At 57.7% G+C, this 14,491-nt stretch carries 17 protein-coding genes; 7 read left to right on the forward strand and 10 right to left on the reverse strand.

What is annotated here, in order from left to right; all coding sequences use genetic code 11:
• Positions 1-169: 169 nt before the first annotated feature.
• Both PSJ8397_RS04110 and thyX read right to left on the reverse strand, forming a co-directional pair.
• Positions 170-1,288: a RelA/SpoT domain-containing protein gene (locus tag PSJ8397_RS04110; RefSeq protein WP_085863254.1), complete on the reverse strand. Its 1,119-nt coding sequence runs from the start codon at positions 1,286-1,288 to the stop codon at positions 170-172.
• The gene (gene thyX / locus PSJ8397_RS04115) at positions 1,285-2,193 is read right to left on the reverse strand and encodes an FAD-dependent thymidylate synthase (protein WP_085863255.1); all 909 of its coding nucleotides are present in this window, start codon (positions 2,191-2,193) and stop codon (positions 1,285-1,287) included. The genes PSJ8397_RS04110 and thyX overlap by 4 nt, the downstream gene beginning before the upstream one ends.
• A gap of 189 nt (positions 2,194-2,382) precedes the next feature.
• On the opposite strand from thyX, the gene PSJ8397_RS04120 reads away from it, so the two are divergent.
• The 5 genes from PSJ8397_RS04120 (at position 2,383) to PSJ8397_RS04140 (ending at position 6,932) form a co-directional block, all read left to right on the forward strand.
• Positions 2,383-3,570 carry a hypothetical protein gene (locus PSJ8397_RS04120; protein WP_143515334.1) on the forward strand — a complete coding sequence of 396 codons (1,188 nt, stop codon included), beginning with the start codon at positions 2,383-2,385 and terminating at the stop codon, positions 3,568-3,570.
• Complete coding sequence (locus PSJ8397_RS04125) at positions 3,570-4,964, forward strand: tetratricopeptide repeat protein (protein WP_085863257.1); 1,395 nt, start codon at positions 3,570-3,572, stop codon at positions 4,962-4,964. Before PSJ8397_RS04120 ends, PSJ8397_RS04125 begins: the two co-directional genes overlap by 1 nt.
• Before the next feature lie 62 nt (positions 4,965-5,026).
• A complete protein-coding gene (locus PSJ8397_RS04130; protein ID WP_085863258.1) occupies positions 5,027-5,461 on the forward strand; it encodes a VOC family protein in 435 nt (144 codons plus the stop codon).
• 41 nt (positions 5,462-5,502) lie between these two features.
• On the forward strand, positions 5,503-6,189 hold the full coding sequence (locus tag PSJ8397_RS04135) for a DUF1194 domain-containing protein (protein ID WP_235000565.1): 687 nt from the start codon (positions 5,503-5,505) through the stop codon (positions 6,187-6,189).
• On the forward strand, positions 6,186-6,932 hold the full coding sequence (locus PSJ8397_RS04140) for a DUF1194 domain-containing protein (protein ID WP_235000566.1): 747 nt from the start codon (positions 6,186-6,188) through the stop codon (positions 6,930-6,932). Before PSJ8397_RS04135 ends, PSJ8397_RS04140 begins: the two co-directional genes overlap by 4 nt.
• Here PSJ8397_RS04140 and PSJ8397_RS04145 read toward each other — a convergent pair.
• The 3 genes from PSJ8397_RS04145 to PSJ8397_RS04155 all read right to left on the reverse strand — a co-directional run bounded on the left by PSJ8397_RS04145 (position 6,926) and on the right by PSJ8397_RS04155 (position 8,203).
• The gene (locus PSJ8397_RS04145; RefSeq protein WP_085863496.1) at positions 6,926-7,441 is read right to left on the reverse strand and encodes a MarR family winged helix-turn-helix transcriptional regulator; all 516 of its coding nucleotides are present in this window, start codon (positions 7,439-7,441) and stop codon (positions 6,926-6,928) included. The two genes, PSJ8397_RS04140 and PSJ8397_RS04145, sit on opposite strands and share 7 nt — an antisense overlap.
• A 100-nt stretch (positions 7,442-7,541) precedes the next feature.
• The gene (locus PSJ8397_RS04150; protein ID WP_085863260.1) at positions 7,542-7,814 is read right to left on the reverse strand and encodes a succinate dehydrogenase assembly factor 2; all 273 of its coding nucleotides are present in this window, start codon (positions 7,812-7,814) and stop codon (positions 7,542-7,544) included.
• Positions 7,811-8,203, reverse strand: a complete 393-nt coding sequence (locus PSJ8397_RS04155; RefSeq protein ID WP_085863497.1) for a helix-turn-helix domain-containing protein — start codon at positions 8,201-8,203, stop codon at positions 7,811-7,813. Before PSJ8397_RS04155 ends, PSJ8397_RS04150 begins: the two co-directional genes overlap by 4 nt.
• A gap of 85 nt (positions 8,204-8,288) precedes the next feature.
• Here PSJ8397_RS04155 and PSJ8397_RS04160 point away from each other — a divergent pair, with 85 nt between their 5' ends.
• Both PSJ8397_RS04160 and PSJ8397_RS04165 read left to right on the forward strand, forming a co-directional pair.
• The gene (locus PSJ8397_RS04160; protein WP_085863261.1) at positions 8,289-9,491 is read left to right on the forward strand and encodes a pyridoxal phosphate-dependent aminotransferase; all 1,203 of its coding nucleotides are present in this window, start codon (positions 8,289-8,291) and stop codon (positions 9,489-9,491) included.
• Positions 9,492-9,566: 75 nt separating this feature from the next.
• On the forward strand, positions 9,567-9,977 hold the full coding sequence (locus tag PSJ8397_RS04165; protein ID WP_085863262.1) for a hypothetical protein: 411 nt from the start codon (positions 9,567-9,569) through the stop codon (positions 9,975-9,977).
• A 103-nt stretch (positions 9,978-10,080) separates the two neighbouring features.
• On the opposite strand, the gene PSJ8397_RS04170 is transcribed toward PSJ8397_RS04165, so the two are convergent.
• From PSJ8397_RS04170 to PSJ8397_RS04190, 5 genes are all read right to left on the reverse strand, one after another.
• Positions 10,081-11,424, reverse strand: a complete 1,344-nt coding sequence (locus PSJ8397_RS04170; protein WP_085863263.1) for an MATE family efflux transporter — start codon at positions 11,422-11,424, stop codon at positions 10,081-10,083.
• A 77-nt stretch (positions 11,425-11,501) separates the two neighbouring features.
• Positions 11,502-12,644, reverse strand: a complete 1,143-nt coding sequence (locus PSJ8397_RS04175) for an aminotransferase class V-fold PLP-dependent enzyme (RefSeq protein ID WP_085863264.1) — start codon at positions 12,642-12,644, stop codon at positions 11,502-11,504.
• 97 nt (positions 12,645-12,741) lie between these two features.
• Positions 12,742-13,473 carry a GGDEF domain-containing protein gene (locus PSJ8397_RS04180; RefSeq protein WP_159453087.1) on the reverse strand — a complete coding sequence of 244 codons (732 nt, stop codon included), beginning with the start codon at positions 13,471-13,473 and terminating at the stop codon, positions 12,742-12,744.
• A gap of 36 nt (positions 13,474-13,509) precedes the next feature.
• Entirely contained in the window at positions 13,510-13,947 is a 438-nt protein-coding gene (locus tag PSJ8397_RS04185) for an Lrp/AsnC family transcriptional regulator (protein WP_085863498.1), read from the reverse strand.
• Between the two features lie 11 nt (positions 13,948-13,958).
• The gene (locus PSJ8397_RS04190; protein ID WP_085863266.1) at positions 13,959-14,414 is read right to left on the reverse strand and encodes an Lrp/AsnC family transcriptional regulator; all 456 of its coding nucleotides are present in this window, start codon (positions 14,412-14,414) and stop codon (positions 13,959-13,961) included.
• Positions 14,415-14,491 lie beyond the last annotated feature (77 nt).

Here is a 14,491-nt window from a genome sequence, read left to right on the forward strand (position 1 = left end):
GCCGCAGCGTGATCCCGAGACCGTCCCAAAATCTCACGCACCTGCTGAGGCGTCAGCGGGTACAAGGGGTTGTGGGCCGGTTTTTGTGTTTGTGGTGTCATGCGGGGAGTATGCGCATGGGAGTGTGGCAGGATTAGGGGAAAGGTTTGGCGGGGTTCCCCTGAGTCAATCAACGGCGTTTGGTTCGATAGTCTCTTAACCAGCTAAAGTCATCCGCTGAAGAACTTTTCTTCACGCCAACTTCGTATCCTTCACCTTGGACACAGCTTTGCAGAATTTCCGCGAATTCATTAACGTCCATGAAATAATTTGGATAGGCGGCACGCAGATTATCCACTTTGTCCACCGCCACCAGAACAGACGTGATTTCCCCGTCTATTTTTCCGCTTTCATGCTCAAACTTAGTTCCAGAAGAAAGACTCCCGAACGTCTTAATACTTACACTGTTTTGCGTAGCATCATATTGCAACAGATAGAACGGACGACTGGTTTTCGGAATAAACTCCTCGGACATTTTAAAAGTTTGATTATACTTCTTGAGAATATCAACTGCATTTAATTTTGAGTTGAGCGATTTTAGCTCCTCCCATCGTTGAGATTGATCTTCCGATGTTCCTCTTACCTTTGGCGATCCCTCAATATGAGCAACTTCCGAACCCATAAGGGAAAAGAGCCGCAACCAATCTGCGCACCCAAAACCGCCCTTCAAATCTTCTCCGCGAATAAGCCCAACCGCCTCAACTGTTGTTGCCCAAGCATGTTGCAACTGGGTTCTGGCTTGAATTTCGACCTTCATTCCAGAATACTCACCTAGTCGATCGTCGTCCGGTTTGAATTTCATGATCAGATGATGGCCGCGATAACCGCTGACTCTAGGGGCCAGTACATAGTCAGTATGTTTAAAGTCGTGTCTAGACTCTTCGTCATGGTACCTTTGGACTAACCGCGATAGCGCACTCATATCGGGCACGATGGCTCTACAGCCGGCGAGATCTTGGATTTGCGTAAGCTTTAAGTCATTTCGCTCGTCGGATAGTTTCTTTCGAATTGATGCCATCCGTTTCAGCCGCGCAGCAGTCACGGCACGGGCACGCGCGCGCCGCGAAAGACCAATGAGTTCGGCACGAACCTGCTTCAAGGGTAAAGAATGTGCATCTCGCCACCGGTATGCGTGATCAAATGCTAGCGTGGCTTCCGCTATTCCGTCAGAAGTGGCAGGAATTTTTGATCCGAGCAGTTTTCCAGCCAAATTGACGTCTCGGCGCTCGACACCAATCAATTGCCTCACCCCTTCAACACTCCCTCAAACTCCCGCCATTCCCCTTTGCTCATCCCTGACGTCTCCTGCGTCACCTCTTCGCCCTTCAGCATCTTGCGGATGCAGTCCAACTGGCGAGCGCTTAAATTCGCGCCGCCCATGCGGTAATCCTCAAATGCCCCAAAAGCAGCGGGGACCCAGTCTTTGACCATTTCGCAGATCGCGTCGGCGTAGACCCTGATTTCGTACTGGGCGTGGCTGTCCGCGCGCAGGCGCAGGAAGTGGAACAGGTTGTGCAGATCCACCTTCCAGTACCACTGAGTATAAATGTTGGCGGGCAGGTTCATGCGGGCCAGTTCACGGGCGAGGCCCTGCTGCCCCTCATCGGAAATCATCTCTTCATAATGATCATAGGCGCGGCCTGCGTCGTCCTTCAAATAGCGCAGTACGCGCTCGGCCTCTTCGCCCGTCAGCGTCTCCCCCCGACCCTGATTGTTCACGACGGACTGCGCGGCCAGATCTTCGGCGCGGGGGATATAGAATTCACGGTCGAGGATCGAATACCGGGCGGAGTATTCGTTGACGTTGGCGGTGCGGTGGCGGATCCACTGGCGGGCCACGAAGACGGGCAGTTTGACGTGCAACTTGATCTCGCACATCTCAAACGGGGTGGAGTGCCAATGGCGCATCAAATACCGGATCAGACCCGCATCGTTTTGCACCGATTTGGTCCCCTTGCCGTAGCTGACGCGCGCGGCCTGACAGATGGCGGCATCATCGCCCATGTAGTCGATGACGCGGACGAACCCGTGGTCCAGCACCTCACGCGCTTTATACAAATGCGCCTCCATCCCCTCGGACACGGCGCGCAGGGTCTGCCGGGGCTGGGCGCGAAGGGCGTCGATTTCGGCCTGTTGGTCGGGGGTAATGGGCATGGGGCTGTCCTCTGGCGGGGTGGGTGATTCTTGAATGTGGATTAGCGACCACTATATCTGCGCCGCCCCTGCGGTAAAACCGCCATATCAGGTGTGGATAAGCCAAAGCTGCGCGTTGACTTGCCGCGTGCAAATGGCGACTATAGCGGCAACGACGTGAAGACACGCATCCACACGGGACACATCACCATGAGCAGAACGTTCGCCATCGTTGCAGCCACCTTTGCCCTTGCCGCATGTGACGGGGCCAACCCGTTTCAGGCCGAACTTCCGGACGGGACAACCGAAGAGCTGGCCGAAGGTGACCCCAATACGGATGTGAACAACCTGTTTGCTTTTGACAGGCAAGCAAGCCTGACGCTGAATTCCGTTGAATATGACGAAGAGAACGACGAACTGGTCCTCAATAACCTTCCGTTCGATGGCCCCGACGGCCGCTATGACTTCTTTGAAACCCTGCCGAATGGCACCCGTGTCTACGCAAGCCGGCAAACGCCGACCACCGGCCAAATCCAGCACTTTGCGGTGTTCATCCGGACCGACTACTTCGAGGCGACGTCCGCCTCCGGCCGCGATTGGATCGATTTTGGCAATGCCGGTGCAAACATCAACCGCAGCGATTTCAACCTGCCGGGGACGACGGGCGAATACATCTACCGCGGCACTTACGCGGCCACACGAACATTCTCCGAACGGTCCGGCATTGAGATTGTGTACGGCGATGTCGAAATCCTTCTCGATGAATTGGATTTTGACCCCTCTGGCGACTTGCAGGGCGATATCGTCGGCACGGTCTTCAACCGCGAACGTGCGGGCGACGCAGGGGCGCGCGGCCTTGGAGATTTGCCCAATATCGTTCTGGCCGAAGTCAGCTTTGACACCGAAACCGGCACGTGGAGCGACGGGACAGCCTCGACCTTCCTGCCAGACGGCAACGTCCGGTCGCAGGGTGTCCATGAGGGCCTGATTGGCGGGCCGAACGGGGAAGAAATCGGGGGCTATTCCATCATCACCGGCACGGCAGATATCCAGACCGTGCAATACCAGGTGGTGCGCTACCAGATTGTCACCGAAACGCCCGTGATTGATTTCACAACCGGCCTGCCTGCTGTTGATCCAATCACAGGCGATCCGCTCGTCACACAGGTGATCACGCAGGGCGTCTCCAGCGGCCTTGATACTGTGGAAATCGAAGTTTTGCAGAACCAGATCAACGCCGGTCTGAATGTGGTGGATTTCCTGCCCGCAACGGGCGTGCCAGCTGGCGTTGACATCATCAGCGATGAAGTACTCGAGTTTGATCTGGCGACAGAATATGACGCCCGTGAGATTGGCGTCTTTGTCGGTGATATTGTTCCGGAACCCGTCCTGCCATAATGCGGATCCCTGCGCTTGGCCTTTTGACCTTGATTGTCGGGCTGTATGACGCAGCCCCGACCATTGCACAGGTCGACACCACCGCGCCCGTCCGCATTGCCGCATCAGACGGCCCCGATTTTGCGAGGCGATTGTTGCGCGCGGGGGAGGCAGAGGCCGCGCGCCAAGTGGTTCTGGCGCTTTTACAGGCCACGCCCGATGCATCTTCCGTTCATCTGCTCCATGCCCAAACTTTGATGGCGCTTGGCCGCACGGGCGATGCCCGCGATGCCGGGCGCACGGCATGGCGGACAGCCGCATCCGGGCGAGACCGGTTTTCGGCAGCGTTTACGATGGCGGATATTCTCGCCGCCGACGAGGCCTACACGCGCTCCCAGCTGTGGTTGCGGCGCGCTTTGCAGGCCGCACCCGATGATCGCCGTCGGTCCCTGGCTGTCTCCGCCTTTCGCCGCGTCCGACAGGAAAATCCCCTTGCGGTGGAATTGACCTTCGGCGCGGCCCCGTCGAACAACGTCAATTCCGGCAATTCAAACGAAGCGATCACCTTCGCCTATTTGCCCGGCTTTCTGGGCGAGATTGAATGGCTGGTCCCGCCAGATCAACGCCCACTGTCAGGCATTGAACTCAGCCTGCAAACGAATATCAGATACCGCATCGCCCAGACCGAAACCTCCCGCACAGCGTTGGAGTTCGGGGCCTACGGGCGCTCCTATTTCATGTCCGATGAAGCCCGCGACACGGCACCAGACGTCACCGGCGAAAGCCTGTCTTATGTCCAAGTGTCTTTCGGCATCCTGCATCAGTGGACACCCGCATCCACGGGTCAGCCCTTCTCCGCCAATCTGACGTATAGCCACGATTGGGCGGGGGGGCATCCGTTGCGTCAGGATTTGGCCGCCACCTTCGGCGCGCAGCATCACTTTTCCCCCGACACACGGTTGTCGGTGTCGACCACAGCGCGCTTTACGGACAGGCTGGGCAGCAGTGATGATGTGTTCACCGCCTCCCTGCGCGGGCTTTGGTCCACTGAATTCGAAAATGACGACAGCCTCGGCCTCACCGCACAATATGCCGTCGCGGCCTCGTCTTCGACGGATCTGTCCTATGACGCGCTGACCCTTGGGATCAGCTATGATTTTGGCGAGATCGGTGCCGGTCTTGACCTGAAATCCAGCTGGACAGAACAATGGCGGACCTATGAAACCTCCGTTTTCGATCCTGCCGGCCGAGACGACAAAATCAGCACCGTCCGTTTGGATATCGGGCTTCAGGATGTGGAATTTTACGGGTTTGAACCCGTCATGAATGTCACTGGGCGTCGCACGGATTCATCCGTGCCGCGGTTTGACACCGAAGGTGTGCAGCTTGGGTTTGATCTGCGTTCCAGCTTTTGATCACTGGTCAGGCCTGCGCCGCGCCCTACCCTTCTTTTCAGCACCAAATAAGGAACCACACCATGCCTCTCGAATATTTGCACACCATGGTCCGCGTCAAAGACCTTGATGCGTCGATCGCGTTTTACAAACTGCTTGGGATGGTCGAACGCCGCCGCAATGAAAGCGAAGGCGGACGCTTCACGCTCGTGTTCATGTGCCCGCCCGATCAGCAGGACGGCCACAACGATGTTGAGTTGACGTACAACTGGGACGGCGATGACGGCCTGCCGTCCGACAGCCGCCATTTTGGCCACCTCGCCTACACTTGCGACAATATTTACGACTTGTGTCAGCACCTTATGGACAATGGCGTCACCATCAACCGCCCCCCCCGCGACGGTCACATGGCGTTTGTACGCAGCCCCGACAACATCTCGATCGAGTTGTTGCAGAAAGGCGATGCCCTGCCCGCACAAGAACCTTGGGCCAGCATGGAGAACACCGGCCATTGGTAAGGGCCACCCGTCTTGCGTTCTGCGTCGCGGTAGGTTTGACGGTGGCAGCGACGCCCGCGCAGGCCTGCCGATTGGCGCTGGTCCTGGCGATGGATGTGTCCAATTCCGTGGATGCGGATGAGGACGCCCTGCAACGCCAGGGCCTGGCGACGGCGCTGATCGCCCCTGCGGTGCGCGATGCGTTTTTGGCATCGGATCAACCGGTTGCCCTGACGGTCTATGAATGGTCCGGGCGGCACCATCAACGTATGATGCTGGATTGGACGATGATCGACAGTGAGGTCGCGCTGCAGGCAGCCGCCCAGAAAGTCGCCACAACCCCTCGTTTTTATTACGAGTTTCCGACAGCGATCGGCTATGCCTTGGGCCATGCGGCGTCCTTATTGGACACCGCCCCCGTCTGTGATGCCCAAACGATCGACGTGTCAGGTGACGGGGTGAACAACGATGGCTTCAGCGCGCATGAGGCCGTTGCCGTGTTCGGATTGGACGATGTGACGATCAACGGCTTGGTGATTGACGTGCCGGAAGACGCGATCTTGCGTCAGGGGCAACTCGATCTGGTGTCCTATTATGCGCAAAACGTGATTTCAGGGCCCGGTGCGTTCATCGAAGTCGCCGCCGGATTTGAGGATTTTGCCCGCGCGATGGAGATGAAGCTGATCCGTGAATTGGGCGTGATTATGGTGGGCCAAGCCGCGCCTGCTGAGGCGGCGGTCAAGCAATGATGCTTCGGCGGTGTGCCCGCGCGATAGGTGCGGCAAGCCTCATTTTCGCTTTGGCCACCCCAAGTGCGGCCCAAGATCTGTGCCGTCAAGCATTAGCACTGGGGCTGGATGTCTCTGGTTCCGTCGATGCGCGGGAATACCGATTGCAGCTCGATGGGCTGGCCGCAGCACTTGGAGACACGGATGTGCGCGCAGCCCTTTTATCGACGCCTGACATCCCCGTGCGTCTTGCCGTTTACGAATGGGCAGAACCCCGCGAAGAACGACTGATCCTCGGCTGGACGGCCATCAAATCCGAAGCAGACCTTGCCCGCGTTCAGACGACATTGCGGGCAACCCTCCGATCGGACATGGGGGCCAGCACCGGGATTGGGTCAGCGCTGCGCACCGGCTTTAATCTTTTGGCGCAACAAGATCGCTGTTTCACCCGCACCCTCGACATTTCCGGCGACGGCAAAGGCAACACCGGTCAACGGCCGCAAGATGTCGCCAACATGCCGCCAGACGTCACCGTTAATGGGCTTGTCATCGGGGTGGACGAATCGGTTTCGGCGGACAATCGCAACCTGCAAATCGGGGAGCTGACGGCCTACTACGCTGCTTTCGTCATCCGCGGACCTGACGCCTTTGTTGAAACCGCCCTTGGCTTTGACGATTTCGAAGACGCCATGCGCCGCAAGCTGTTGCGGGAATTGCGTGTCATGGTCATCGGCAGGGTCCTTGATCCGCAAACCGATCAATAGATGTAGCGGATCTGATCGGTCCAATAGCGTTCCACACGACGCAGCGCAGTGGCAATTTCATCAAGGCCATTCATATCCAACACGCCCTTTTCCTGAAGACCATTGGCATGGCCTAAGAACAAATCCGACACCACGTCGCGCACCGCACGCCCTTTTTCGGTAAGGCGGACGCGCACGGATCGGCGGTCAATTTCACATCGCTGGTGGTGCATATACCCCATCTCAACCAATTTTTTCAGGTTGTACGACACGTTGCTGCCCTGATAATAACCGCGCGTCTTAAGCTCCCCCGCGGTGACCTCATTGTCGCCAATGTTGAACAACAACAGGGCCTGAACCGCGTTGATTTCCAGCACGCCGACCCGTTCAAATTCGTCTTTGATCACATCAAGCAACAACCGATGCAGCCGTTCCACCAGGGTTAGCGCATCGAGGTACACCGACATATATTCATGTTTCGTCGCAGAGGGTGCACCCCCTTGAACATCGGGCAGCGAATGTAGGCTCATATCGATCTCCGTCACAATTCCTTGGGGGCGAAGTGCCACGCAAAGCGCAAACATTCCGTTAAATCATGAGAAAATTCGACGTGAAAACCGCAGGTTAGGGTTAAGGTTTCGTTACCCCGACCGCGCCCGCACGGATTTTGTCCATCACTGTGACATAGATCTCCGGCTCCGCCGTCTGGCCGCTAACCCATTGATATAGATCGTGATCATTCTCCGACAGCAGCGCGTCATACAGGTCAAGTTCCGCCTCGGACATGGTGGCCAGATGGGCGGTCGCAAAATCGGTCAGTATCAGATCCATCTCCTTGATCCCGCGCCGAATAGACCGCATGTGCAGCCGCTTTCGCTTCGTTTCGATCGTCTCGTCGTTCATTTGCCCAGCGCCTTCAGCCGTTTTTCCAACAAGGCCAGCCGTTCGTTGGCCTGCCCAATCTGGGCCCGCACGACCCGCAAATCGGACAGCACCGCCGTGACGTCCGGTGCCTCCTGCCCAGCCTCTTCTGGCGCCTCAAGCCCCTCCCCCTCGCCGCTCAAAAGCCAGCCCAAGGACACGCCGAGGATACCGCCCAGCATGCTCAACCGGTTGGCGCGCGGCTCGCTCAAATCGTCTTCCCAGTTGCGCAACGTGCCTGCTTTGACACCCAACCGCTGCGCGAGCGCCTTCTGGCTCAGCCCTGCCGCAGACCGGGCCGCCGCCAAACGATCCCCAAAGGTGGCCGTGTCCTCGCTGAACCAATCGGCGTCATCAAACGTCTTGTCCATCATCTTTGCCCTTTCGACATAGGTTGCCACAGGTGTGCCCGCCCCATATGACAGGATCAAACGCAGCTTACCACCAGAGGCCCCCATGTCCTTTCTCTCCGCGACACTGAACCGCGTAAAGCCGTCCCCCACCATCGCGATGAGCACAAAGGCAGGTGAGTTGAAGGCCGCAGGCCAGGACGTCATCAGCCTCAGTGCGGGGGAGCCGGATTTCGACACGCCGCAAAACATCAAAGACGCCGCTGTGGCCGCTATCGCCGCCGGCAAAACCAAATACACAGCACCTGATGGGATTATTGAGCTGAAAGAGGCGATTTGCGCAAAATTCAAGCGCGACAATGATCTGGCCTATACCCCCGCCCAGATCAGCGTCGGCACAGGGGGCAAACAGATCCTCTATAACGCGCTGATGGCGACCCTGAACGAAGGCGATGAGGTCGTGATCCCTGCCCCCTATTGGGTCAGCTACCCCGACATGGTCCTGCTCGCCGGCGGCACGCCCGTGGTGGCCGAGGCGTCGATCCAGACGGGGTTCAAACTCACCCCCGATCAGCTCGAAGCCGCGATCACGGACAAAACCAAATGGCTGATCTTCAACTCGCCGTCCAACCCAACCGGGGCGGGCTATTCGTGGGAGGAACTCAAGGCGCTGACCGATGTGCTGATGCGCCACCCCCATGTGTGGATCATGTCGGACGATATGTACGAACATCTGACCTTTGGTGATTTTGAATTCTGTTCACCGGCGCAGGTCGAACCGGCCCTGTATGACCGCACCTTGACCGTCAATGGTGTCTCCAAAGCCTACGCCATGACAGGCTGGCGCATCGGCTACGCGGGCGGCCCGACAGAGCTGATCTCCGCTATGCGCAAGGTGCAAAGTCAGTCCACGTCGAACCCCTGTTCGATCAGCCAGTGGGCCGCAGTTGAGGCGCTGAACGGCACGCAAGACTACATCGAAGACAACAAAGCTCTGTTTCAGCGCCGCCGCGATCTGGTTGTCGGCCTGCTGAATGACGCGCAAGGGATCGCCTGCCCCACGCCGGATGGCGCCTTCTATGTTTACCCCTCCATTGCGGACTGCATCGGCAAAACCTCCGCGCAAGGCACCAAGATCACCGATGATGAAGCCTTCGCCACAGCCCTGCTTGAGGAAACCGGCATCGCCGTTGTCTTCGGCGCCGCCTTCGGCATGTCGCCCAACTTCCGCATCAGCTACGCCACCTCCGACGCGGAATTGACCGATGCCTGCACACGCATTCAGCAGTTTTGCGCCGGCTTGACCTAAACACTGGCTTGGCCCTTCGCGGCCTGCTAGCCTCCCCCCAAACCAACCGACCCGACCAAGGACAAAAGCAAGGCCATGGGCGCTGATCTTCCAGACTATTACTTCCGCGTCCGCGAAAACGGGGCTGCGGTGTTCCGTGTGGACACCGAAAATCGCCAGCGTCGGATTGAAATGGACCAGATCGCGATCATCAACATCAAAAACGGGGAGGTCAAACCCCACGGGGATCGCTCCCTCTCTGATGCCGATCTGGCCGAGATCGAAACCTGGATGTCAAACCGCATGGCGCTGCTGGCCCAACGGGACATCGACGATATCCACCGTGCGGTGGATTATCTCAACATTACAACGCAATGGGTGCAGTCGAAGGCAACCGATGACCAACTTGAAGACGTCACCGATGCGCTTTTGTTGGCCATGCACGATCTGCGGTCTTTGCTGGTGCGCAAAAAGGCCGATCGGCTTTTGAAAGACGCCGCCGAATAGGTGCGCGCATCTGTCTTTGTTTCAAAAATATCCCGGGTGAGGCGCGTTTCGCGCCGAGGGCGGAGCCCTCAAAAAACACCCCGCTGGGCCACCAGCCCCTTTGTCACACGTGATCCCGTCCCCAAAACCGCGCGCTGAGCAGCACAGCCGCAACCCCAAGACCCACGGTCAGGCCCAGCCATAGCCCTTGCGCGCCCCACCCCAGGGGAAACGCCATTACATAGCTGGCAGGGATGCCGATCACCCAATAGCTCAGACAGGCCAGCCACATGGGCACGCGCGTGTCCTGCACCCCGCGCAGAACAGACAAGGCGACGATCTGCGCGGCGTCCACAAACTGGAACAAGGCAGACAGCATCAACAACACCACACCCAGCGCCAAAACCGCGTCGCGGGCCGGGTCCGTTGGGTCAATAAACCACCCCACCAGTGTGGCGGGTACGGCCAAAAACACAGCCACAACCAACACTCCAAATGACAGCGACACGGCATAGGCCGTTTTGGCCCCACGTCGCAATTCGCCCTCATTGCGCGCACCATAGTGGCGACTGGACCGGATTGTCGCGGCCTCCGCCATGCCGACGTGGAACATGAACATGAACGCCGTCAATTGCAGCGCGATCCCGTGGGCCGCCAACTCGACCTCACCGATCCAGCCCATCATGACAGATGATCCCGCAAAAAGACCACCTTCGGCAAAAGACGTCAGGCCAATGGGCAGACCCAAACGAAAGACCTGGCGCATGGCCTCGTTGTCGCTTTTCCAGATGCGACGGAACAGTTCCGCCTCGGGCTTCTTAAGCTGCACATAGATCATCAATGCGATCATCTGCACCAATTGCACGACGATCGACGCAATCGCAGCCCCAGCAATGCCCAGTTCCGGCGCGCCCAAATTTCCGAATATCAGCGCATAGTTCACCACCGCATTCGCCACCAAAGCGGCAAGCGTGATCCAAAGCTGCACCGCTGTCAGTTCCAACGCCCCCAAATATGACCGCATGACCTGCGCTGCCATGGCCGGAAACATGCCCAAAACGGCGATCTGTAAGTAAAGCCCACCTTGTTGGGCGACGACGGCTTCCTGACCCATCAACAGCAAGATCTGTTCGCCAAACATCAAGACAGGGATCAGCAGCGCCGCATAGATCGCCGACAGCCACAGCGCCATGCGGGTCACGCGCCGGGCGCGTGTTTCGTCTCCCAATTCAATGGCTTCGGCGACCATCGGCGTCACCGCCCGGCCAAATCCCGCGCCAATGATAAACAAGATAAACCAAAGGCTTGTGGCAACCGTGGATGCAGCAAGGGACGTCACCGAATACCATCCCAACATGATCGTGTCCGTCATGTGAATGGAAAAGCCCGCAACATTGGCACCCACCAAAGGCAGACCCAATTTCAGCAGTTTGGACGTATGCAATCGAAAGGATGTGATGGCAGCCATCCCCCCTTGCTAGGCGCAAAGACGGCCAACGTCCACCGCACCAGGCCCTCTAAAATTCCGGAATTTTAGAGACCGCCCTACAACACCTGATCGGCAACATCGGTGAAACGCGCAATCGTCGCATCCACATCGCGCAACTTATCAATACCGAACAGGCCAATCCGGAAGGTCTGAAAATCCGCAGGTTCATCCACCGCAAGCGGTACACCCGCTGCAATCTGCATGCCCTGGGCGCCAAATTTCGACCCATTCTGGATTGCTGCATCATCCGTATAACAGACCACCACGCCAGGCGCCCCAAACCCTTCGGCCGCGACCGAGACTTGCCCCTTGGCCGCCATATAGCGTCGCACACCATCACCCAGCGCCCATTGTGCATCCCGCAGCGCCTCAAACCCGAAGTCTTTGCTTTCCACCATCGTGTCGCGGAAATCGCGCAGCGCATCCGTGGGCATCGTCGCATGATAGGCATGACCCCCATTCAAATATGCTTCCATGATCTGGCGCCATTTCTTCAGATCCACCGCAAAGCTGTCAGACGTGCTGTCAGCCAAACAATCAAGGGCGCGCCCGGACATCATGACCAAACCGGCAGAGGGCGACGAAGACCAGCCCTTCTGCGGGGCAGAAATCAAGACATCCACGCCTGTGGCTTTCATATCCACCCATGCACAGCCCGAAGCGATGCAGTCCAGCACCATCAAGGCCCCCACGTCATGCGCGGCCTCGGCAAGGGAGGTGATATAGGCGTCGGGCAGGATGATGCCCGCACTTGTTTCAACATGCGGTGCAAAAACAACGTCGGGTTTGGCCGCGCGAATGGCGTCTGTCACCTCTTCGATCGGGGCAGGTGCAAAGGGTGCACGGCTGTCGTTGCCGGTCTGCCGAGCTTTGTACACAGTGGTTTCGGCGGTGAAGGAGCCCGCGTCGAAGATCTGGCTCCACCGATAGGAGAACCATCCGTTGCGAACGATCAACGCATGGGCACCAGCGCCGAACTGTCGGGCCACGGCCTCCATCGCAAAGGTGCCGCCCCCTGGGACAATGGCAACGCCGTCCGCTTTGTACACATCACACAACAGCCCATGCAGATCCGTCATCACACCTTGAAAGGCCTTGGACATATGATTGAGGGACCGATCCGTGAAGACGACGGAAAATTCCATCAGGCCGTCCGGGTCAACGGACGATGTAGGTGTGCGGTACGTATCTGCTGACATGATGGCTTCTCCCTTGTCGACTAGCAGGGTTGTAGAAGCCTCTGATCGAAGGATCAAAGTCTATTTCGGTATACCGGATGCGGCACCGGTCGACTGTTCATGCAGCCATTTGTTTATCCCAATCCATCACCGTCCGGTTCCGGCCCAAGGATTTTGCCTGATACAACGCTTCGTCTGCGCGCTGAATGGTCTGTTCGATATTTTCCAACTCTTCCTTCAGCGATCCACCGACCGAGACAGTGACCCGAACGGGGCCCACACCTGTCTGCGTCACCCGAGCGGCGACATCCGCGCGAATGCGTTCAGCGATCTTTGCGCCCGCCGCTTTGTCGGCGCGGTCGAGGAAAACAACGAATTCCTCCCCCCCGAACCGACACACAATATCGTTCTCACGGACAGTGTCCCGCATCACATCAGCAACCGCGACGATCACATCGTCCCCCGCGAGATGTCCATAGGTATCATTCACCGACTTGAAATGATCGATGTCGACCATCAAGGAAACACCGTAACTGTCTGGTCTGCTTTTCAATTTAGAGAAAAAGTAGTCACGTGTTGCAACGTCGGTGAGGCGATCACGTTCGACAAGATTGCGCAACTCCAAACCCAGAAGGATATTATACCGCACCTGGGCCCAGACAAAACAACAAAACGGAAAGGCCGTGATGGAGGTGACAAACGGCGTCATCCGCTGGGTTTCGGCCAAAATCTCCCCATCATAGAAAAATGGCAGAACGGAGTTTGCCAGCAAAACAGCGCCAACTGTCGTGATAAACGCGGCGGCAAACACACCACTCCAGGGGATCAGTAAGAAGGACAACTTGCTCATAGGTTTTCGCATACATAGGCAATCCTTAATATCTGATTAAAGTGGCCCCGGCCGGCGCTCTTCGCTCAAAAGGACATTTGCCTCAACATCGCCGACACCGGGCAACGTCATCACCCGACGCCGCAAAACCCGTTCAAAATCAGACAAATCCCGCGCAACAACGCGCAATCTGTAATCATAAAGGCCCAAAACGTGCTCGACCAATTGCACCTCTGGGATCGCCGTCACAGCACGTTCGAAATCGTCAAGGCTCACACGGCCCTTCGTGGCCAGCTTCACCCCCAAAAACACGGTCACGCCAAATCCCAGCGCCTCGCGGTCCAACACCACGCGACGCCCCGACAACACCCGCGCATCCCGCAGCCGCTTGATGCGCCGCCAGGTGGCGGGCTGGCTTAGCCCGATGCGCCCTGACAAGGCAGACGCCGTCTGTGTGGCGTCCCGTTGCAAGGCGGCCAAAATCGCGCGGTCCATGTCGTCCAAAATCACAGCGGCAGGCTTTCGTCGTCGTGCAACGTGGCGACCGTCATCAGCGCCTCGATATCAGCGATATGGGGCAATCCCATGATGCGGTTGCGGTAGATGGTCTGATAATGCGGCATGTCGCGCGCGATCACACTCAACCGCACATCCACCCGCCCCAAAAACGTTTGAATTTCCGTCACTTCGGGAATATCGCGCGCGGCTTCAATGAAATTGTCAAACGCCCGCGCCTGCGTCTTGTCCAATGTGATGCGCAAGGACACCCCGACCGCATAGCCCAACGCGGCCCAATTTATCAGGGCATGCTGGCCCTTCAGGATGCCCTGTTCCTGCAGACGCCCCAACCGCCGGGTGGCCTTCAACGCGGACACCCCCGCGCGCAGGCCCAAATCGGCCGCCGTCATGGTCGGATCTGCCTGCAATTGACGCAGCAACCGTCGATCAATGTCATCAAGCATAAAAATTACCTTATTTATCAAGACAACGAATAACAAATTCATCTGACCAGATAAACTCAAAAGAACATCCCTCGCAC

The organism is Pseudooctadecabacter jejudonensis (assembly GCF_900172275.1).
Taxonomy (GTDB): domain Bacteria; phylum Pseudomonadota; class Alphaproteobacteria; order Rhodobacterales; family Rhodobacteraceae; genus Octadecabacter; species Octadecabacter jejudonensis.

Bases quoted from the DNA above. Each gene is read 5' to 3' on its own strand.
- thyX (WP_085863255.1), bottom strand. From the start codon at position 2,193: ATGCCCATTACCCCCGACCAACAGGCCGAAATCGACGCCCTTCGCGCC.
- PSJ8397_RS04120 (WP_143515334.1), top strand. From the start codon at position 2,383: ATGAGCAGAACGTTCGCCATCGTTGCAGCCACCTTTGCCCTTGCCGCA.
- PSJ8397_RS04125 (WP_085863257.1), top strand. From the start codon at position 3,570: ATGCGGATCCCTGCGCTTGGCCTTTTGACCTTGATTGTCGGGCTGTAT.
- PSJ8397_RS04130 (WP_085863258.1), top strand. From the start codon at position 5,027: ATGCCTCTCGAATATTTGCACACCATGGTCCGCGTCAAAGACCTTGAT.
- PSJ8397_RS04140 (WP_235000566.1), top strand. From the start codon at position 6,186: ATGATGCTTCGGCGGTGTGCCCGCGCGATAGGTGCGGCAAGCCTCATT.
- PSJ8397_RS04145 (WP_085863496.1), bottom strand. From the start codon at position 7,441: ATGAGCCTACATTCGCTGCCCGATGTTCAAGGGGGTGCACCCTCTGCG.
- PSJ8397_RS04150 (WP_085863260.1), bottom strand. From the start codon at position 7,814: ATGAACGACGAGACGATCGAAACGAAGCGAAAGCGGCTGCACATGCGG.
- PSJ8397_RS04155 (WP_085863497.1), bottom strand. From the start codon at position 8,203: ATGGACAAGACGTTTGATGACGCCGATTGGTTCAGCGAGGACACGGCC.
- PSJ8397_RS04160 (WP_085863261.1), top strand. From the start codon at position 8,289: ATGTCCTTTCTCTCCGCGACACTGAACCGCGTAAAGCCGTCCCCCACC.
- PSJ8397_RS04165 (WP_085863262.1), top strand. From the start codon at position 9,567: ATGGGCGCTGATCTTCCAGACTATTACTTCCGCGTCCGCGAAAACGGG.
- PSJ8397_RS04170 (WP_085863263.1), bottom strand. From the start codon at position 11,424: ATGGCTGCCATCACATCCTTTCGATTGCATACGTCCAAACTGCTGAAA.
- PSJ8397_RS04175 (WP_085863264.1), bottom strand. From the start codon at position 12,644: ATGTCAGCAGATACGTACCGCACACCTACATCGTCCGTTGACCCGGAC.
- PSJ8397_RS04180 (WP_159453087.1), bottom strand. From the start codon at position 13,473: ATGAGCAAGTTGTCCTTCTTACTGATCCCCTGGAGTGGTGTGTTTGCC.
- PSJ8397_RS04185 (WP_085863498.1), bottom strand. From the start codon at position 13,947: ATGGACCGCGCGATTTTGGCCGCCTTGCAACGGGACGCCACACAGACG.
- PSJ8397_RS04190 (WP_085863266.1), bottom strand. From the start codon at position 14,414: ATGCTTGATGACATTGATCGACGGTTGCTGCGTCAATTGCAGGCAGAT.